Source organism: Paracoccus zhouxuedongae, assembly GCF_041927815.1.
Classification (GTDB): domain Bacteria; phylum Pseudomonadota; class Alphaproteobacteria; order Rhodobacterales; family Rhodobacteraceae; genus Paracoccus.
On record NZ_JBHFHM010000001.1, the window covers coordinates 459,760 to 476,338 of the forward strand.

At 64.8% G+C, this 16,579-nt stretch carries 24 protein-coding genes and 1 other RNA gene; all 25 read left to right on the forward strand.

From position 1 onward, the window contains the following. Positions 1-115 precede the first annotated feature (115 nt). Entirely contained in the window at positions 116-418 is a 303-nt protein-coding gene (locus ACEYYA_RS02395) for a helix-turn-helix domain-containing protein (protein ID WP_374797179.1), read from the forward strand. Then, entirely contained in the window at positions 418-570 is a 153-nt protein-coding gene (locus tag ACEYYA_RS02400; RefSeq protein ID WP_374797181.1) for a hypothetical protein, read from the forward strand. The genes ACEYYA_RS02395 and ACEYYA_RS02400 overlap by 1 nt, the downstream gene beginning before the upstream one ends. Next, a complete protein-coding gene (locus tag ACEYYA_RS02405) occupies positions 570-839 on the forward strand; it encodes a hypothetical protein (RefSeq protein ID WP_374797183.1) in 270 nt (89 codons plus the stop codon). The genes ACEYYA_RS02400 and ACEYYA_RS02405 overlap by 1 nt, the downstream gene beginning before the upstream one ends. After that, a complete protein-coding gene (locus tag ACEYYA_RS02410) occupies positions 839-1,072 on the forward strand; it encodes a hypothetical protein (protein ID WP_374797185.1) in 234 nt (77 codons plus the stop codon). Before ACEYYA_RS02405 ends, ACEYYA_RS02410 begins: the two co-directional genes overlap by 1 nt. 77 nt (positions 1,073-1,149) lie before the next feature. Beyond that, entirely contained in the window at positions 1,150-1,998 is an 849-nt protein-coding gene (locus ACEYYA_RS02415) for a ParB/RepB/Spo0J family partition protein (protein ID WP_374797187.1), read from the forward strand. After that, a complete protein-coding gene (locus ACEYYA_RS02420; protein WP_374797189.1) occupies positions 1,998-2,462 on the forward strand; it encodes a hypothetical protein in 465 nt (154 codons plus the stop codon). Before ACEYYA_RS02415 ends, ACEYYA_RS02420 begins: the two co-directional genes overlap by 1 nt. After that, complete coding sequence (locus ACEYYA_RS02425) at positions 2,459-4,783, forward strand: Mu transposase C-terminal domain-containing protein (protein WP_374797191.1); 2,325 nt, start codon at positions 2,459-2,461, stop codon at positions 4,781-4,783. The genes ACEYYA_RS02420 and ACEYYA_RS02425 overlap by 4 nt, the downstream gene beginning before the upstream one ends. Before the next feature lies 1 nt (position 4,784). Continuing rightward, on the forward strand, positions 4,785-5,561 hold the full coding sequence (locus ACEYYA_RS02430) for an AAA family ATPase (protein WP_374797193.1): 777 nt from the start codon (positions 4,785-4,787) through the stop codon (positions 5,559-5,561). Further along, positions 5,554-6,147, forward strand: a complete 594-nt coding sequence (locus ACEYYA_RS02435) for a hypothetical protein (protein ID WP_374797195.1) — start codon at positions 5,554-5,556, stop codon at positions 6,145-6,147. The genes ACEYYA_RS02430 and ACEYYA_RS02435 overlap by 8 nt, the downstream gene beginning before the upstream one ends. After that, the gene (locus ACEYYA_RS02440; protein WP_374797197.1) at positions 6,132-6,500 is read left to right on the forward strand and encodes a hypothetical protein; all 369 of its coding nucleotides are present in this window, start codon (positions 6,132-6,134) and stop codon (positions 6,498-6,500) included. The genes ACEYYA_RS02435 and ACEYYA_RS02440 overlap by 16 nt, the downstream gene beginning before the upstream one ends. Continuing rightward, on the forward strand, positions 6,497-6,781 hold the full coding sequence (locus ACEYYA_RS02445) for a hypothetical protein (RefSeq protein WP_374797199.1): 285 nt from the start codon (positions 6,497-6,499) through the stop codon (positions 6,779-6,781). Before ACEYYA_RS02440 ends, ACEYYA_RS02445 begins: the two co-directional genes overlap by 4 nt. A gap of 13 nt (positions 6,782-6,794) precedes the next feature. Beyond that, positions 6,795-7,457 (forward strand): DUF3164 family protein, encoded by a 663-nt coding sequence (locus ACEYYA_RS02450; protein ID WP_374797201.1) that lies wholly within the window; start codon positions 6,795-6,797, stop codon positions 7,455-7,457. Between the two features lie 2 nt (positions 7,458-7,459). After that, entirely contained in the window at positions 7,460-8,086 is a 627-nt protein-coding gene (locus ACEYYA_RS02455; protein WP_374797203.1) for a hypothetical protein, read from the forward strand. Positions 8,087-8,102: 16 nt separating this feature from the next. Beyond that, a complete protein-coding gene (locus ACEYYA_RS02460; RefSeq protein WP_374797205.1) occupies positions 8,103-8,378 on the forward strand; it encodes an HU family DNA-binding protein in 276 nt (91 codons plus the stop codon). Between the two features lie 2 nt (positions 8,379-8,380). Then, an RNA gene (locus ACEYYA_RS02465) (hammerhead ribozyme type II) lies at positions 8,381-8,447 on the forward strand. A gap of 6 nt (positions 8,448-8,453) precedes the next feature. Continuing rightward, positions 8,454-9,017, forward strand: coding sequence for a flagellar biosynthesis protein FlhF (locus ACEYYA_RS02470; protein WP_374797207.1), 564 nt, complete (start codon positions 8,454-8,456; stop codon positions 9,015-9,017). Continuing rightward, positions 9,014-9,280: a hypothetical protein gene (locus ACEYYA_RS02475; RefSeq protein WP_374797209.1), complete on the forward strand. Its 267-nt coding sequence runs from the start codon at positions 9,014-9,016 to the stop codon at positions 9,278-9,280. Before ACEYYA_RS02470 ends, ACEYYA_RS02475 begins: the two co-directional genes overlap by 4 nt. Continuing rightward, positions 9,277-9,699, forward strand: coding sequence for a phage protein GemA/Gp16 family protein (locus tag ACEYYA_RS02480; protein ID WP_374797211.1), 423 nt, complete (start codon positions 9,277-9,279; stop codon positions 9,697-9,699). The genes ACEYYA_RS02475 and ACEYYA_RS02480 overlap by 4 nt, the downstream gene beginning before the upstream one ends. Then, positions 9,696-10,094 (forward strand): helix-turn-helix domain-containing protein, encoded by a 399-nt coding sequence (locus tag ACEYYA_RS02485; protein WP_374797213.1) that lies wholly within the window; start codon positions 9,696-9,698, stop codon positions 10,092-10,094. Before ACEYYA_RS02480 ends, ACEYYA_RS02485 begins: the two co-directional genes overlap by 4 nt. Positions 10,095-10,161: 67 nt before the next feature. Continuing rightward, a complete protein-coding gene (locus tag ACEYYA_RS02490) occupies positions 10,162-11,172 on the forward strand; it encodes a peptidoglycan recognition protein family protein (protein WP_374797215.1) in 1,011 nt (336 codons plus the stop codon). 31 nt (positions 11,173-11,203) lie between these two features. Further along, positions 11,204-11,440, forward strand: a complete 237-nt coding sequence (locus ACEYYA_RS02495; protein WP_374797217.1) for a hemolysin XhlA family protein — start codon at positions 11,204-11,206, stop codon at positions 11,438-11,440. Next, positions 11,430-11,933 carry a DUF1804 family protein gene (locus tag ACEYYA_RS02500; RefSeq protein ID WP_374797219.1) on the forward strand — a complete coding sequence of 168 codons (504 nt, stop codon included), beginning with the start codon at positions 11,430-11,432 and terminating at the stop codon, positions 11,931-11,933. Before ACEYYA_RS02495 ends, ACEYYA_RS02500 begins: the two co-directional genes overlap by 11 nt. Continuing rightward, a complete protein-coding gene (gene terL / locus ACEYYA_RS02505; protein ID WP_374797221.1) occupies positions 11,930-13,591 on the forward strand; it encodes a phage terminase large subunit in 1,662 nt (553 codons plus the stop codon). Before ACEYYA_RS02500 ends, terL begins: the two co-directional genes overlap by 4 nt. Continuing rightward, positions 13,588-14,991 (forward strand): phage portal protein family protein, encoded by a 1,404-nt coding sequence (locus ACEYYA_RS02510; protein WP_374797223.1) that lies wholly within the window; start codon positions 13,588-13,590, stop codon positions 14,989-14,991. The genes terL and ACEYYA_RS02510 overlap by 4 nt, the downstream gene beginning before the upstream one ends. 83 nt (positions 14,992-15,074) lie before the next feature. Then, positions 15,075-16,535: a PBECR2 nuclease fold domain-containing protein gene (locus ACEYYA_RS02515; protein WP_374797225.1), complete on the forward strand. Its 1,461-nt coding sequence runs from the start codon at positions 15,075-15,077 to the stop codon at positions 16,533-16,535. The last annotated feature ends 44 nt before the right edge of the window (positions 16,536-16,579 follow it).

Sequence of the window (16,579 nt, forward strand, 5' to 3'; positions counted from 1 at the left end):
CCCCAATCGTGAATTATCCCTGCTGTATGCGGTCAGCCTAGGCCAACCGCTGTTGCACTCAATCGACCAACAAAAAGCGGATGTGCCACCATCCGCCCCCTGAAGGAGGAACCCCATGCGGAAGAAGCAGCCAGTGATGGACTGGCAGGCCATCAAGGCCGAACTCCACCGCCGCGGTATGACCTTGACCGAGCTGGGTAAGCGCAATGGGGTTCACCCCGGCACTTACCGCTCGGTGCCCACGCGCCCGAATTATGCCGCGCAGGCTGCCATTGCCGCGTTCATCGACCAGAAGCCCGAAGACCTCTGGCCCGACCGCTATCCCCAAGGGGGGCCTCGGATCCTCGATACCGTGAAAAATCCCCCGGTGAACAGTCAAAAATCCACCCCGGTCGCTGACAACCGGCGGGTGGCGTGATGCGTATCCTGTCCAGGATCAGGGCCAATCCTGACATCTTCTGGGACGCGATGGGTGCGCTGGCGATCTTCCTGCTGCTGGTGGGGGGGCTGTGGCTCGCCTATGGGGTCGGCCTGCCGACCGGCGGTGATCAGCTCATGGGGAGGCCGTGATGCATCGCAACGCCTTCGGTGACCCGAGGCCCTCGAATGCCTCCGAGATCAGCGCCGCGCTGTCCGAGCTGGATATGCTGCCTAGGTTCGCCAGCGCCATGATCGATGAGCCATGGGACACGAACGTGGCACCCTTCATCGGCTGGGTGGCCGTGATCATGGACGTCGGTGGCGAGAACAGCTTCACCACCACGGGCTTTGCGTCGCGGTCCGACCTGGAGGCCGCGCTGCGCGAGGCGGGGATCCAGAATATCGAGGAGGGGTGGTGATGGCTGCCGACTATCTGCCGGTCATCGTTCGGAACGTTCCGGCGGGAATGATCTTCGACGGAATGGGACGGCTGCGTCATGCGGTTCGGCGGTATGTGACCTCCGGTGTCGTTCGCGTCATCGCAGGTCCGGTCGAATGCCACGTCTGGATCGATATCCGTCGACCGTATTTCAGGCCGTCGCATGCGTCGCGTAGGACGCTTGCCATCCCCAACTGCCCCGCATCGGGGTGACCACGTCCCCGGCGGGATGGCTGCGCCGCCGGGGACGGTAGACGACAACAAGAAACCAACATCCATACAGGCCGACAATGCCCGAACATCTTGAACTTCCGCTTGCCGCCATCGCGGTGGGCACTGACCGCGCACGCGATCTGGACCCCGCCTGGGCCGAAGGGCTGGCGGGCATCATCGCCGCCCAGGGGCTGATGCAGCCCGTCGTCGTCCGCGAGAAGGGCGGCCGCTACCACCTTGTTGCCGGGCTGCACCGGGTCGAGGCTTTCCGCCTGCTGGGCCGCGAGACCATCCCGGCGGTGCTGTCGGGTGCGGCATCGGACGATGAGGCGAAGCTGGCCGAGGTGATGGAGAACCTGGGCCGTCACGACCTGATCGCGCTGGACCGCTGCCATCACCTGTTCGAGCTGAAGCAAGTCTGGGAGCGGATGTATCCGCAGGCGAAGCACGGCGGGGATCGTGGGAACCAGCACACAGGTGGCAAGAGCCAAACTTTGGCTCTTGGCACGGATGCGCCCGAAATCTTCGGCTTCGCGAGAGCGACCGCTGACCGGATCGGACTATCACCCTCCGCTATCAAGATGGCGGTAAAGATCTGGTCCGGTCTCGTCCCGACCGTGCGCCGACGTCTGGTCGGCACCGATCTGGCCCACAAGCAGACCGAGCTGAAGGCGCTGTCCGAACTGCCCGCCACCCGACAGATCAAGGTGCTGGACCTGATCGAGAACCCCGCCCTGCCCGAGGTCGGCAACGTCGCCCAGGCGCTGGCCTATCTGGCCAACGGTATTGTCCCGGACATGCACGAAAAGCGGTTCGCGGCTGTGGTGAAGGTCGTGCGGGATCTGGATGACGACATGCTGGATCGCGTGCTGGATGCCAACGAGGAGAGGATCATCGCTTCCCTCACGCGCCGAGGCCGCATCTGATGTCCCGCCGCCGCGACCCGTTGACGAAAGACCTTTTTGACTGGCAGCCGCCCGCGGTTTCGGTCGGCTACAGCGACGAGGTTACGGGTCGTGGGCGGCTGGATAACAAGATTTCCCGGCTGATCGGCCAGGCGCTGCGCGATGCCCGTGATGACGGGCTGACCCGCGTAGCGGTGGCGCGGGCGATGTCGGAATATCTCGGTCGGACGGTGTCCGAGGCGATGCTGAACAAGTGGTCTGCGGAAGGGTCCGAGGATCACCGCATCCCGCTGGATGCCTTTATCGCGCTCGTCCACGCGACAGGCGCGCTGGATCTGCTGGGCTTCGCGCCCGCCGAGTTCGGCCTGACCGTGATCGCCTCTGAATACGCAGAGCTGATCCGCCTCCAGCTAATCCGGGACAAGCGACACGAACTGGAGGCGCAGGAGCGGCTCCTTGAAGCCAAGATCAAGGCCCGCCGATGAACCAGCTAACCCTTCCCTTGCCGCAGGATTTCTTCACAGCTGCCGAGCTGGCCGAGGTTGCTCGGTCGCGTGGTCTGGCCGGCTTCCCGGCCACCGAGCGCAGCGTCCGGCGGCACGCCGAGCGCGAGGGCTGGAACGAGATGTCAACCCGCGTTGCCCGTCCGCGCCCGTCGGCGAATGGCGGTCGGCCGGCGATGGAATATCATCGGTCTATCCTTCCCGAGGTGATGCAGAGCGCGTTGGCCGGGGCGGTGGCCAAGGCCCAGTTGGTCCAGCGGGTGACGGCCGAAGGCGAGGCTGACCGGCGCAAGCTGGCTGCCCTGAAGACGACCCAGTTGTCGGCTCGGTCGCGTGCCGTCATGGAGGCGCGGGCCGAAATCCTGATGTCGATCGACGGCTATGCCGCCGCGCAGTCCCGGTCGCGGACATGGGCGATTGCCCGATTTATCGAGGCCCAAGACGCGGCGCGCAGCCGTCAGGAAATCCAGGCGCACGTCGATGCAGGCGAAATCCTGACGGATCGGGAGGCGGCGCAGTTGGCGCAACCGCTCGTCCTGTTGGCAGGTTTTCATCTTTCCGCGGAGCGGCTGGCGGTGGCGAACGACCGCCGGGCGGCGGCGAGGATCAGTGACCGCACCTTGTGGCGCTGGTTTTCCGCGCGGGATGATCATGGCGTTCTGGCGCTGGCGCCGGTGGCCCCGAAAGAAGAAGAGGCAATCCCACCGGTTTTCGCAGATTTCCTGCGGTTTTACGCTATCCCGACAAAGCCGACGGTCACCGATGCCCATGCCGAATGGCTGAAATCTTTGTCCACCCCCGGCCTGCATCGGATGCCGCTGACGCTGTCCCAGGTGCGCTATATCCTCAAGGTGCGAATGAACAGCATCGAGCGTGCCGTCGGGCGCGAAGGGCTTCTGACGCTGCGGTCCCGCATGGCTTATGTCACGCGGACGACCGAAGATATGTGGCCGACGACGATCTACACGGCCGACGGCAAGACCTTCGACGCTGAGATCGCTGATCCCGTCACCAAGCGTGCGATCCGCCCCGAGATCACCACCGTGGCCGATGTGGTGACGCGGAAGATCGTCGGTATTTCGCTTGCCCGTTCGGAGAACCAGCGGTCGGTGGCGGAAGCTCTTCGCAACGCGTGCACCGCGCACGGCATTCCGGCCATCTTCTACGTCGACCGCGGGCCAGGCTATCGCAATCAGGCGATGGATGCCGATGTTGGCGGTCTGATGGGGCGGCTCGGGATCACCAAGATGCATGCTGCGCCCTACGGGTCGCAGGCCAAAGGGCTGATCGAGCGGATCAACGGCACTGTCTGGAACACCTTGGCCAAACGCCTGCCGACCTTCATCGGCGCCGACATGGATAAAGAGGCGGGCGATAAGGTCCACAAGCTGACCCGCCGCGAACTGAAGGAGGTCGGCGAGTCGCACATTCTGCCCTCGTGGGAGAACTTCGTGCGTCTTTGCGAGGCGATGGTCGCGGAATATAACGACCGGCCCCATAGCAGCCTGCCCGCATTTCGCGACCCCGACACCGGCCGCATGCGGACGATGACGCCCAACGAATGCTGGGCGGTGCACGTCGCTGCTGGGTTCGAGGCGGTCGAGGTTGATGCGGATGAGGCTGACGACCTGTTCCGGCCCTACGAGATCCGGACAGCGCGTCGTGCGCAGGTCCTGTGGGGCGGCAATCAGTATTTCGATGAAGCGCTTGAGCGTTACCACGAAGAGAAGGTCATGGTCGGCTACGACTACCATCAGGCCGATCGGGTCTGGGTGCGTGAGTTCGACGCGGAAACGGCTCAACCCGGCAAGCTGATCTGCGTCGCGCGGTTTGGCGCCAACGCCGAACGCTATGTTTCGGTCAGCTATGAGCAGAAGGCGATCGAGACCCGCGCCAAGGGGCGTCTGCGGCGCGTGGAAGACAAGCGCGTGGCCATTGAGGCCGAGCGTGACGGGCTGCTGCAGATCGAACAGCAGCGCCTGGAACCGGCGGACTTCATCGACATCACGCCCAACGTCCCGGTTCCAGAACCTGTGATGCTGGCGTTCGATAACAGCGCACCGGCGGCTGCCGCGCCGCCCCCGCGGCGGCGCACTTTCGCCTCGGATGAGGAACTCGCGGCCTGGGCGATGGAGCATCCGGACAAGCTGATCCCCACGCAGGTCGCTGCACTTCAGCGCTGCCTTTCCTGGCCAACGAGCCGGGAGAACCTTCGGGCGAATGGCATCGACACGGAGGCGCTTCGAACCCTCCTCCGTGCCGCTGCCGCCAATCCAGAAACGTCAGGAATGAGGAGAGCATAACATGAAACCCGTCTTTGTCCAAACCAGCAATTACAAGCGGTTCACGACCGCGCTAAGCCGCCTCGACGGCCGTGGCGCAAGGGAAGCTTGCATGGTGGTGGTCGATGGCAAGCCCGGCCTCGGCAAGACCGCGACCATGATGCACTGGGCGGCGCAGACCGGCTGCATCTATCTGCGCGCCCAGAAGGGCTGGGATTACAGCTGGTTCATTCAGGAGCTGCTGACCGAGCTGCAGGTGACGAACATGCCGCGCGGCCGACGGGAGCGGTTCAGGCTGGCTCTTGAAATCCTTGGCGACCGTAGCGTCGACGCCGAGGTCGAGGGCAGACCGTTTGGCTTGATGATCGACGAGGCTGATCTCATCTCGAACAAGCCCGAGGTCATGGAGGCCGTCCGGGGCGTGTCTGACCTGAAGCACATGCCCACCATTCTCGTCGGCATGGGCAAGCTGCGCGACAACCTGCGCCGGTTCCCCCAGATCGAAAGCCGTGCCCCGAACAAGGTCGAGTTCCTGCCCGCGACGCTGGACGATGCCACCGCGCTTGTGAGCGGACTGTGCGAGGTGCAGGTCGCGGCTGACTTGATCGCGCTGATCTGGAAACTGTCGCGGGGGTTTTCGCGGGAGATCGTCGAGGCGATCAGCGCCGTCGAACGCTTCGGGCATCGCCTGGACGTCGGCCCCCAAGGCGTCACCCGCGCCGACATGGCCGGGCAAGTCCTCATGAATAACCGCGAAACCGGCAAGCCGATCATCGTCACCGAGGCAGATCATGGTTGACCGGCATCATCCAGGTAAAGCGCCCACGGTGCTGCTGGCGGCGCTGGCGGACGGATCGTGTCGTACGATCGACCAACTGATCGAGCCGCTGGACCTGACCCGCCGGCAGGTGGCCGATGCAGCCGCATGCCTGCTGCGCCGCGATTACCTGATGCGGATGGGGGCAGGCTGCTATCAGTTGACCGAGGCGGGGATCGCGGCCCATGCGGCCGGCGAGACCATCACGTCCGGTCCGCGCGGCCCTCGCGCCACGCCACGCAAGATCCGTGAGGGCATTCGCATTCGCGCCTGGCGGTCCATGCGGATGCGGCAGTGGTTCACGATCCCCGATCTGATTACGGATGCGGCGCGGCCGGAAGATCGGTCGCCGTCGGACAACCTGCACCGCTATCTGCGGGCGCTGCGGCAGGCGGGCTATGTCAAGGTCGCGGCACGCCGTGCCCCCGGCTCCGCGCAGACCAGCAACGGCTTCAAATATTTCGTTCTGGTCAAGAATACCGGCCCGCAGGCGCCGATCATGCTGTCGAAGATCGCGGCGATCCATGATCCGAACATCGGAAAGGACGTGCCATGCGTCCGGCCCTGAACCTTGATCTGCCCGAACCGGAATGGGTTGCGCTGCTGCGAGCCGAGCAGGCCAAGGGCAAGTCGATCAGCCAGATTGCGCGCGAAACCGGCATGGCGCGGCCATCGGTGTCGATGCTGCTCAGCGGAAAGTATCCCGCCCAGAGCCTCGACCTGGCCACGCGCAAGCATGGCGCGCGGATCGTCCATCTGTATCGCAACCAGGTGCTTTGCCCGCATCTGCGAACCGGCATCTCGGCCGAGACCTGCGCGACATATGCCCGCGCGCCGATGTCCACGTCCAACCCCGAAAAACTGCGGCACTGGCAGGCTTGCCGGCGCTGCCTCCTCAACCCGGAAGGAGCCTCCAAATGACCCTCGCCGCCATGCGTGTCGCCGTCGATGACGACGACGAGATCGATCTGGATGACGCCGATATCCACGCCCGCGCCTGGGCGATGGTCGAGCGCGTCTGTGACAGCATCCCTGACCGGATAGTCCTGCTGCACGCCGCTGCGATGCTGAAGGCGGTGTTGGCCGTGAACCAACCAGACCCCACGGCCGCGCTTGGCGCTTTGCTCGGGGATCATTGCCGCTCTGCTGGCGACATTCTCCGCCAGGCCCTCGCGCTGGCCGGCGAAGAAACCTCTTCCTGAAAGGAACCGCACAATGACCAAACCTGAAACGCAGTTCACCCCCGTTCCCATGCCCGACGGCATCATCGAGGCCAATGGTGCGCTCTATATTGCTGATGGCGTCGGAAAGCTGACGGCGCTGGATGCGATCCCCGCCGCCAAGAGGCTGCGCGACGAGATGGTCCGCAAGGAGTTCGGCTTTGCCCTGGCCCTGTCAGAGCAGATTGGGCGGTTCCGCGCGCATGTGATCAGCAATCTTGACGAGTTCGACGCGCTGATGGCGCAGGAATACAACGTCAAAATCGGCGGCGAGAAGGGCAACCGGACCTATACCTCGTTTGACGGCCTGTTCCGGATCGAGATCAAGGTTCAGCCGCGCGTCGCCTTCGGGCCGGAAATGGCCGCGGCGAAGGCGCTGTTCGACGAATGTATGCGCGAATGGGCCGAGGATACGCCCGCCGAGCTGCGCTCGATTGTCACCAACGCTTTCGACGTCGACCGCGAAGGCGCGATCAACCGCACCAATGTCTACATCTTGTTGGGCGTGGAAAGTCAGGACGAGCGTTTCCGCGAAGGTCAACGCGCCTTGCGGGAGTCGATGTATGTCATCAGCTCGAAGGAATATGTCCGCTTTTCCCGGCGGGCATCGCATCGGGACAAATGGGCGGGTGTCACCATCGATCTGGCGAGCGCATGACCATGGGCATCCCGTTCTGGGCCGCGCGCGGCCGCACTGTCGACCTGCTGGACCTGAAGCCGCATGACGTGCCCCCGGAAGTGCTGGCCGAAACGCTGGCCAAGCTGAACCGCTTTTCCGGACGCACGGACCAGCCGTGGTCTGTCGCGGCGCATTCCGTCCTGGTCGAGCGGCTTTGCCCGCCTGATCTGGGGCCATGGGCGCTGCTCCACGATGCCCACGAGGCATTCATCGGCGACATCACGTCCCCGGCCGTGGATTACATCGCCCATGTCGGACGCATTCCCGGACTGCATCAGGCCATCGCTACCGCAAAGGGCCGTGTGGACCGCGCGATCGGCAGTGCCTGGGGCGTGGCTGTGCGGTCGGTGAGCCAGGATCTGCGCCGCGCGGACCGGATCGCGCTGCAGGCAGAGGCGATCCTGTTTCTGGACGCAAAGCCGGTCCTCTTTGAGCCGCACGATGACGAGGACATCGACCGCGCCTTGTCGATCCTGCGCGAAATGCCGGTTTCCGGCGACTGGCGCGTCGCCCGCGAACTCTGGCTGGCGCAGGTCGAACGCTATTCGCAGCTCGGCTCGATGACCCCGCCGGGCGCGATTGACCCGGTCTGCATCCCGCAGACCTGAACCAAGAGGAAGAAGCATGACCAACTACAGCAAGTCCGATCTGGTCCAGGCCGTCGCCGCCAGCTGCGGTGTCAGCAAAAAGCAGGTCGACGAAATCCTGACGACTGCGCTGACCGTGATCCGCGAGGAAACGCGCAGCGGGAAAGCCGTCAATCTGCCGGGTTTCGGGAAGTTCGCTGAAAAGCTGCGCCCGGCGCGCGACGGCCGCAACCCGCACACCGGCGAGACGATCCAGATCGCGGAAAGCCGCACGCTGTCCTTCAAGGCCAGCAAGGCCAAAGCGTCCGCCTGACCCCGCGAAACCGGCCCTGCGGGGCCGGTCGGCCGGGCGTGGTGGCCCGGTCCTGATGAGCAGCCGAGGTTTCCCATGGGTTACATTCTGCGCGACCGGTCAGATGGACAGGTCGAAATCGTTCTGAGCCGACCAGTGCTGGTCGGGGTGTTTCCGGATCGGGATGTTGCCGATCGCGTCTGCGCCTTCCTGCGCGCGGAAGAGCCGGCCTTGCCGGACGATGAGCCCGCAATGTTCGCGCGGGCTGCGGCAGATGTCGCTGACGCAGTGGCCGAGGATCTTGACCAACTCGCCAACGAGGTCGCGCCCGCACCTCGCCGGTCCAGCCGACGGACGCAACTGCCTGCCCTCGCGCCGGTCAAACCGCAGGCTCCGGCGCAGACGCCCCCTGCGCCGCATAACTTGTCAGAGGCGCAGATCGATCAGGCATTTGCCCGCCTCCAGCAAGGGGAGAAGGTCCATGCGGTCGCGGCAGACTATGGCCTGCCGATGGGGCAGCTGCGGGGCATGTGGGCCAATCACAAGCGCCAGTTGCAGCGATACATGGCGGACGCCGGCCAGCAGCCCTGCCGCCTGTGCGCCCGACCATTCACGCCGTCGATCATGAACCCCGAAACTTGCGCGCGGTGCAGCCAATGATCATCAGCGCACAGGGTGAATACGGTCGCGGCAGGCTCAAGAAATATGCGGCCACATCTTCGAGCCGGCGGCACACGCTGGTGATTACGGTCGAATATGCTGATGCGACCGACCTCGGCTGGGACATCAACAGCCTGGACGCGATCCTGAAGGCGGATCGGGAGCGGGATGCCAGCATCAAGGCTGCGGCAAGCGAGCCGAAGCCCAAGGCTCTGCCCAAGCCGACGCAGTTGGCTCTGCCGGCACCCGGAGGTGCGCGATGAACCACACCGCCATCATCAACATCGCCAAGGGTCAGCTTGGCCTGGACGAGGACGACTACCGCGCGCTGCTGATCCGCGTGACCGGCAAGCCGTCGCTGCGTCAGATGTCCGACCGCCAGAAGATCGACGTCATCGAGGAGATGAAACGTCGCGGCTTCCGGATCCGCACGAAGGGCCGTATGCTCCCACCGTCGACCAAGCCCTATGTCAGGCTGATCCACGCGCTCTGGAAAAGCTGTCACCGCGCGGGCGCGATCGAAAACGGCTCACGCGAGGCTCTGCGGGCATTCTGCCATCGTTTCGTTGCGCACGGCGATGACAAGATCGGCGTCGATCCCGACCTCCTGACCCATGAGCAAGCCACGCCGATCATCAAGGCTCTGCGCGAGATGGAAGCGCGCGCGAAGGGGGCGGCATGACTCAGCGCCTGCCCGCCCGGATCGACGATCTGCCCGCATCCCTTGTCGATGTGGCGGAGACGCTCGGCCTGCGGGTGGCGCTATCCCTGATCCAGAATTATGGCGGGACCGAGGTCAAGTTTCCGGTCCGCCCACGTCCTGACCATCCGGTCATCAAGGCTCTTGGTGAAGTGGACGCGCTTGCGCTATGTGAGTTTCTGGGCGGGCAGCAGATCTACGTCCCCCACGCCCGCCCCGCGCGATCACGCCGCCCCGAGGTGTTGGATCTGGCCGAGCGGGGCCTGAGCCGTGCCGAGATTGCCCGTAGACTCGGCTTATCCCAGCGGTATGTTCGGGGGATCATCAACCGCTCCGATGAGGACGACGGCCAGTTGACGCTGTTTGGCCGGAACTGAGTTCCGCGCGGCAGGCCTTGGCGCTGCCGCTATCCCGATCAGGAACCCTTCCGATCGAGGATCCCCGGTGACCTATTACTTCAAAAAGCCCGCCCGCAGCGTGGACCGCGTGTTTCTGCACTGTTCGGCGTCCGACAATCCCGCTCATGACAGCGCTGCGGTCATGGATGCCTGGCACAAGGAATGCGGCTGGGCCGGTATTGGCTATCACTTCTTCATCCGCAAGGACGGCACGCTGGAACTGGGGCGCGACCTCGAAAAGACGCCGGCCGCGCAGGAGGGCAACAACACCGGCACCATCGCGATCTGCCTGCACGGGCTGGATGAGGCGAAGTTCACGAAGGCGCAGTTTGATACGCTGCGCGTGGTGTGCGCCCAGATCCACCGTGCCTATGGCGGGCGCGTGACCTTCCACGGTCACAAGGAAGTGGCACGCAAAGACTGTCCGGTGTTCGACTATGCCGCCGTTCTCGACCTGGAGGAGGGCCGACTGCCCGACGCCACGGCTGATAGCGCGCATATTCCCACAGTCTCGGTCCCGGTGGGCGGTTTGGAGGTGCCGAAATCCACTAGCGCAGTCCTGTCGCTCGGCTCGAAGGGCAATCTGGTTCGCGACCTGCAACGATCGCTGGAAAACCTCGGCTATTTCACCGGCGCCATTGATGGCGATTTCGGGCGGCGCACCCGCGATGCCGTCATGGCGTTCCAGGCCGACAACCATCTGGAGGCCGACGGCAAGTTCGGAACGCTCAGCCGCGAAGCGATGGCGCAAGCCCCGGCCCGCCCGGTTGTGGCCGCGCGCGCCTTTGCATCGCTCGGCGATCTGGCCGAGGCTGGCAGCCGCATCGTCCGCTCGTCGCGCCGCAACATGATCGTCGGCGGGCTGATCGGCAGCGGTGGCCTGGCCACCGTGATCGACGAGGTGACGGGGCAGGCCGACATGATCCAGCGGTTGTTCGAGCAACATGGGCTGCTGACCGGCGGCGTCATCCTGATCGCGGGCGCCTTTGTCGCCTGGCAGTCCTGGCGCGCGGCCCAGGCCCGTGTCGAGGATCACCGCACCGGCAAGACGGCCTGACGGCCGTCTGCACAACCAGAAAGACCGCATCTTGACCGACATCCCGAACGATCAGCTCCTCCAGGTACATCGCCGCCTGGACGTGCATGACAGCCGCATCGTCAAGCTGGAAACCCAGCAGGCGGTGGCGGCCGAGCGTGCCGAGAACATCCAGCGCTCGCTGCAGAAGATCGAGGACAACCTCGGCTGGCTGATCAAGCTGGTCATCGGCGGCATCCTGGCGGGTGTCGTCGCCTTCCTCATCCGAGGGGGCTTCCATGCCGGTTGACCGCGCAGAGATCCGCCGCAAGGCCCGGTCGGACTATGTCCACCGTCGGATGATGCAATCCACGATCGCGGCGGCTTACGGCGTCAGCGACGCGACCGTCGGGCGATGGAAAAAGGCCGCGAAAGACGCGGGCGACGACTGGGACAAGGCCCGCACGGCCCATGTCATCGCGGGCGAGGGTGTCGAGGTCGTGGTGTCGTCGGTCGTTGAGGATTTCATGATCCAGGCGCAGGCGATCCTGGACGAGATCAAGGAGGGCAGTCACAGCACCGCCGAGAAGGTCGGCATGCTGGTTTCGCTGTCCGACGCGATGACCAAGATGGCCGCGAGCGCCAAGCGGTTCGCACCGAAGGTCAGCGAGCTGGGGGTTGCCCAGGATGTTATGGCCAAACTGCTGGACTTCGTGCGCGAGGAGTTCCCGCACCACTCGGCCGCGATCCTCGAGATCATCGAACCCTTCGGCGAGCGGCTGTCGGAGATCTATACGACATGAGCCAGCGGCCGCGCCTGAAGGCCGCGCTGACCCGGAAGGACTTCCGCGACAAGATCGCGGAAATGGCCTCGGAGCTGGCCCGCCATATCGAAATGAGCGTCGAGGCGTTCCCGGCCGACCCGGCCGCGAAGCGCGACCGGCTGGCGCAGGTCAAGGCCGAGGACGGGTTCCAGTTCTTCATGGAGACCTATCTGCCGCATTACGTGAAGGGCGATCACAGCCTCTTTCACCAGCATATCTTTGCGCGCGTCCCGGAAATCCTCGCCTCGGAAAAGGGTGTCAGGGATCTGTTCATCGCCCCGCGCGGGGCCTCGAAATCCACCCATCTGTCGCTGGGCTTCGCGCTTTACTGCATGATGCGCGGCCTGAAGCGCTATATCATTGAGGTCTGCGACGTCTATGAGCAGGCCGCGCTGCTGATCGAGGCGATCAAGGCCGAGCTGGTCGCCAACATCCGCCTGCAGAACGACTTCCCCGAAGCCTGCGGTCAGGGGCGGCTGTGGCGCGAGGGTGAGATCGTCACCCGCAACAACATCCGTGTGGAAGGCCTGGGTGCAGGCAAGAAAATCCGCGGGAGACGCCATGGTCCCTATCGTCCGGACCTGCTTTTTCTCGATGACATCGAGAACGACGAGGCCGTGCGTTCGCCCGAACAGCGTCAGAAACTGTGGAACTGGATCTATCGTGCGGCGCTGAAGGTCGGCCCGCCTGATGGCAGCATGGACGTGGTCTGGGTCGGCACGGTCCTGCATTTCGACGCGGTGATCGTGCGCGCGGCCAAAGCTCCAGCGTGGAACGTCACCAAGTTTCAGGCGGTCATCCAGTTCCCCGATCGCATGGACCTGTGGGACCGCTTCGAGGAGGCCTATCACAACGAGGGCGAGGAGGCCGCGCGGGCGGTCTATGCCGCCCATCAGGCTGACATGGACCAGGGCGCGGTGGTCAACTGGCCGTCGGTGCAGCCGCTGGTGTTCCTGATGCTGGAACGCGCGGCCGATGCCGCCGCCTTCCAGACCGAGTATCAGAACACGCCGATCAGCGACGGCAACCCGTTCGGCGACCTGACCTATTGGGTCCAGCCGCAGCGCGACTGGATCATGTTCGGCGCGATCGACCCGTCGCTGGGCAAGAAGGGCAAGGGCCGCGATCCCTCCGCCATCCTGATCGGCGGCTTCGACCGGCTGACCGGCACGATGGACGTGGTCGAGGCGTCGATCCGCAAGCGCCTGCCCGACATGATCATCGCCGACACCATCGCCCTGCAGCGCCAGCATCGCTGCCTGCTGTGGTTCGTCGAAGCCGTCCAGTTCCAGGAGTTCCTGCGGACCACGCTGATGGCCGAGGCGGCACGGCAGGGTGTCGGCATCTCGGCTGTCCCGATCGTGCCGAATGCCGACAAGAACCTGCGCATCGAACGGCTTCAGCCGCCGGTCACGGCGGGGCTGATCCGGTTCAATGCCGCGCACACGACGCTGATCGAACAGTTGCAGCAATGGCCGAACGGCGATCACGACGACGGCCCGGACGCGCTCGACATGCTGTGGCAGAATACGCTGATCTACGCCGGGGGCGGCACCGGCGCGGGGGCGATCAGGACTGCAAGCGCATCCTCCGGTCGTGACCGGATGGGCGGATACCGGATGGGGATGAGATCATGAGCCGCCGCAAGCACCGCAAGACCAGCCCCGCCGCGCGCCCCGCCATGTTCCTTGCGCCGCCCGCGCCGGACAGCCGCAAGAACCTGCCTGCCCAGGCGCGGACGCTGATCGCCAATGCCCGGAACGATATCACCATCCCGTTCTATTCGGGGGTCTTGCAGCATGCCGATGACACGCTGATCCAGCAGGGTGGCGGCAAGGGCCTGGCGATCTATGACGAGATCGAACGCGACACCCACGCTTTCGCAATGTTGCAGAAGCGCAAGAAGGGCCTGACCTCCCGTGTTTGGGAGGTTGAGCCGGGCGGCGACCGGCCGATCGACAAGGACGCGGCCGAGCTGGTGCGCGACATCCTGACGGCGCTGCCCTTCGACCGCATCTGCGAGGATCTGCTGGATGCGACCCTGAAAGGTTTCGCGATCAGCGAGGTGATCTGGGCGCGGGACGGCGACCGGATCGTCCCGGCCGAGATCCGCGCCCATGATCAGCGCCGCTTCGCCTTCGATCACGACTGGCAGCCCCGCCTGCTGACCTGGACGGCCATGCGAGACGGGATCGAGCTGCCCGAGCGCAAGTTTCTGGTCCACCGGTTCGGTGTGAAGGGGAACAACCCTTACGGCCTCGGGCTGGGCACCCGGCTGTTCTGGGCGGTGCTGTTCAAGCGCGAAGGTGTCAGCTTCTGGCTGCATTTCCTCGAGAAGTTCGCGGGGCCGACCGTCGTGGGCAAAACCCCGTATGGCATGCTTGACGCCGAACAGGTCCGGCTGCTCGACACGCTGAACGATGCCCGCACCGCCTCGGCGATCACCGTGCCGATCGGCACGGATGTTGACCTGCTGGAGGCGACCCGTTCGGGCAGCGTCACCTATGAACAGTGGCTGGCCTATTGGGATCGGCAGATCTCGATCTGCATCACCGGCGAGACCCTGACGACGCAGGTTAGCGAGACTGGCGGCAGCCGCGCCCTGGGCGAGGTCCACCAGGAGATGCTGGATATCCTGGTCGACAGCGACGGCGACCTGCTGGCGGACATGCTGCGCGAGACGCTGGTGCGCTGGATTATCGACTATAACCTGCCTGGCGCGGCCGTGCCCGCGGTCTGGCGTGTCCGGCCCAAGAATGAGAAAGCCGAGGCCGAAACTCGGCAATCCAAGGCAGGCGCGGCCGAGGCGACGGACAAGGCCCTGCGCGCAATCGTCCGGGGGGCTGCGGCCTTCGACGACGACGTGGTGGCGCGGGAATATATCGTCAGCTTCGATCTGACCGATCAACTGTCCGACCGCACGATCGACGCCCTTGTCGCGGCGCGGCACAGCTTTACGGGCGAGGTGAACCCTGCCACTGACCCGGAACCTGAACCCGCCGCCTTCGCTGCCGCCCGGCTCAAAAAAAAAGCCTGACGCAGCGCCATGTCTGCTTCGGTGAAGCGGGCGGGATCGTCGATCGGCTGACTGATGCGGCCATCGCTGCCGCCGCCCCGCTGATGACCCGCCGGATCGAGGCGATCCGCAGCGCCATCACCTCGGCCGAGGATTTCGACGCGGCTGCGCGGGCGCTCCTTGAGCTGGCTGCGCGCTGGACGCCCGACGCTCTGGCCCGTGTCATGGCTGACGTTTTTGAACTGGCCGCGCTGGAGGGCCGCGAGGCGGTTTTCGCCGACGCGGACGGGGCGTGGTTCGCCACGCGGTTCGCCGATTGGGATTTCGAACCGTCAGAGTTCCGCGAGCAGATCGCGTTCCTGACGCAGAAACGGCCGAAGCCGACAACGGCTTGGACCGATGCGATGCAGGGTGTCCATGATCGCGCCTTCGTCGTCGCGGGCGTGACCGACATGGCTATGCTCGAGGAGTTTCAGGCCGCCATCATCGACGCCGCCCGCACCACCGACGTCACGGGCTTCGCGGCCGAGTTCGACCGGCTCGTCGCGAAATACGGTTGGGATTATAAGGGCGGGCGCGATTGGCGTATCCGCACGATTTTCGAGACCAATATCCGCACGAGCCACATGGCGGGGCGGCTGCGCCAGATGCGCGATCCCGACATGGTGCGCGCCATGCCCTATTGGCAGTATATCCACGCCGAAACCCGGATGCCGTTGACCCCGCGCCCTCTGCATGTCTCCTGGGACGGCATGGTGCTGCGCTGGGATGATCCCTGGTGGGATACGTATTTCCCGCCGAACGACTGGAAGTGCTCGTGCGGGGTGCGCGCCCTGTCGGCGAGGCAGTTGAAGCGGCTGGGAAAATCTGGGCCGGATGAGGCCCCCGAGATCGTCCGCGCACCCTATACGCACGAAGCGACCGGCGTGACCGTCCAGTTGCCCGAGGGCACCGGCTACGGCTGGGATTACATGCCGGGTGACCTGTGGGAACGCGGGCTGGTACCCTCGGCCCTGATCGACGAGGGCGATGGCCTGATCCAAGAGGGGCGACACAAGGCCATCATCGACACCCCGTCACCGCTTACTGATCTGTTGGCCTCGGCCAGGCCGTTCACTGCCAAGCAGCTTCCCGAGGGTCTAGCGGACGAGGACTATGTCCGGGGCTTTCTCAAGCCGTTCGGGGCTGACATTGGTAAGGCGGTGCTCTGGCAGGACAAGACCGGACATCGCATTCCGATTTCCGAGGGCTTTTTCATCGCGCGCGACGGTCGCTCAAAGCTTGGCAAGCGCGAGCGGAAGCAGCTCACCCCCTTATTGGCCGAGACAATGATCGACCCGGATGAAATCTGGATCGGCGTTGCCTCGAAGAAGGATCCGGTTAACCGAGATCAGGAAGAGCTGATGATCGACCGCCGTTATATTCGTGTCGATCAGGAAAGAGGTCTGGTGGCCGTTATGGAAATCGGTCGTCGCTGGTGGGAGCCGGTCACGGTCTATCCAGCGTCCGATTTTCGGATTCTTGACCTGCGCCGTGGTGGCAAGCTGCTGTGGAAAAGAAAATGACGGCCGTGGTGATCCGACCGCCAGCACAGGGAGCTATCAGGACC

Coding starts and splice junctions, on each gene's coding strand:
- ACEYYA_RS02485 (WP_374797213.1), top strand. CDS start 9,696: ATGACTCAGCGCCTGCCCGCCCGGATCGACGATCTGCCCGCATCCCTT.
- ACEYYA_RS02400 (WP_374797181.1), top strand. CDS start 418: ATGCGTATCCTGTCCAGGATCAGGGCCAATCCTGACATCTTCTGGGAC.
- ACEYYA_RS02435 (WP_374797195.1), top strand. CDS start 5,554: ATGGTTGACCGGCATCATCCAGGTAAAGCGCCCACGGTGCTGCTGGCG.
- ACEYYA_RS02405 (WP_374797183.1), top strand. CDS start 570: ATGCATCGCAACGCCTTCGGTGACCCGAGGCCCTCGAATGCCTCCGAG.
- ACEYYA_RS02470 (WP_374797207.1), top strand. CDS start 8,454: ATGGGTTACATTCTGCGCGACCGGTCAGATGGACAGGTCGAAATCGTT.
- ACEYYA_RS02415 (WP_374797187.1), top strand. CDS start 1,150: ATGCCCGAACATCTTGAACTTCCGCTTGCCGCCATCGCGGTGGGCACT.
- ACEYYA_RS02515 (WP_374797225.1), top strand. CDS start 15,075: ATGACCCGCCGGATCGAGGCGATCCGCAGCGCCATCACCTCGGCCGAG.
- ACEYYA_RS02500 (WP_374797219.1), top strand. CDS start 11,430: ATGCCGGTTGACCGCGCAGAGATCCGCCGCAAGGCCCGGTCGGACTAT.
- ACEYYA_RS02440 (WP_374797197.1), top strand. CDS start 6,132: ATGCGTCCGGCCCTGAACCTTGATCTGCCCGAACCGGAATGGGTTGCG.
- ACEYYA_RS02460 (WP_374797205.1), top strand. CDS start 8,103: ATGACCAACTACAGCAAGTCCGATCTGGTCCAGGCCGTCGCCGCCAGC.
- terL (WP_374797221.1), top strand. CDS start 11,930: ATGAGCCAGCGGCCGCGCCTGAAGGCCGCGCTGACCCGGAAGGACTTC.
- ACEYYA_RS02450 (WP_374797201.1), top strand. CDS start 6,795: ATGACCAAACCTGAAACGCAGTTCACCCCCGTTCCCATGCCCGACGGC.
- ACEYYA_RS02410 (WP_374797185.1), top strand. CDS start 839: ATGGCTGCCGACTATCTGCCGGTCATCGTTCGGAACGTTCCGGCGGGA.
- ACEYYA_RS02420 (WP_374797189.1), top strand. CDS start 1,998: ATGTCCCGCCGCCGCGACCCGTTGACGAAAGACCTTTTTGACTGGCAG.
- ACEYYA_RS02430 (WP_374797193.1), top strand. CDS start 4,785: ATGAAACCCGTCTTTGTCCAAACCAGCAATTACAAGCGGTTCACGACC.
- ACEYYA_RS02445 (WP_374797199.1), top strand. CDS start 6,497: ATGACCCTCGCCGCCATGCGTGTCGCCGTCGATGACGACGACGAGATC.
- ACEYYA_RS02455 (WP_374797203.1), top strand. CDS start 7,460: ATGGGCATCCCGTTCTGGGCCGCGCGCGGCCGCACTGTCGACCTGCTG.
- ACEYYA_RS02480 (WP_374797211.1), top strand. CDS start 9,277: ATGAACCACACCGCCATCATCAACATCGCCAAGGGTCAGCTTGGCCTG.
- ACEYYA_RS02510 (WP_374797223.1), top strand. CDS start 13,588: ATGAGCCGCCGCAAGCACCGCAAGACCAGCCCCGCCGCGCGCCCCGCC.
- ACEYYA_RS02395 (WP_374797179.1), top strand. CDS start 116: ATGCGGAAGAAGCAGCCAGTGATGGACTGGCAGGCCATCAAGGCCGAA.
- ACEYYA_RS02425 (WP_374797191.1), top strand. CDS start 2,459: ATGAACCAGCTAACCCTTCCCTTGCCGCAGGATTTCTTCACAGCTGCC.
- ACEYYA_RS02475 (WP_374797209.1), top strand. CDS start 9,014: ATGATCATCAGCGCACAGGGTGAATACGGTCGCGGCAGGCTCAAGAAA.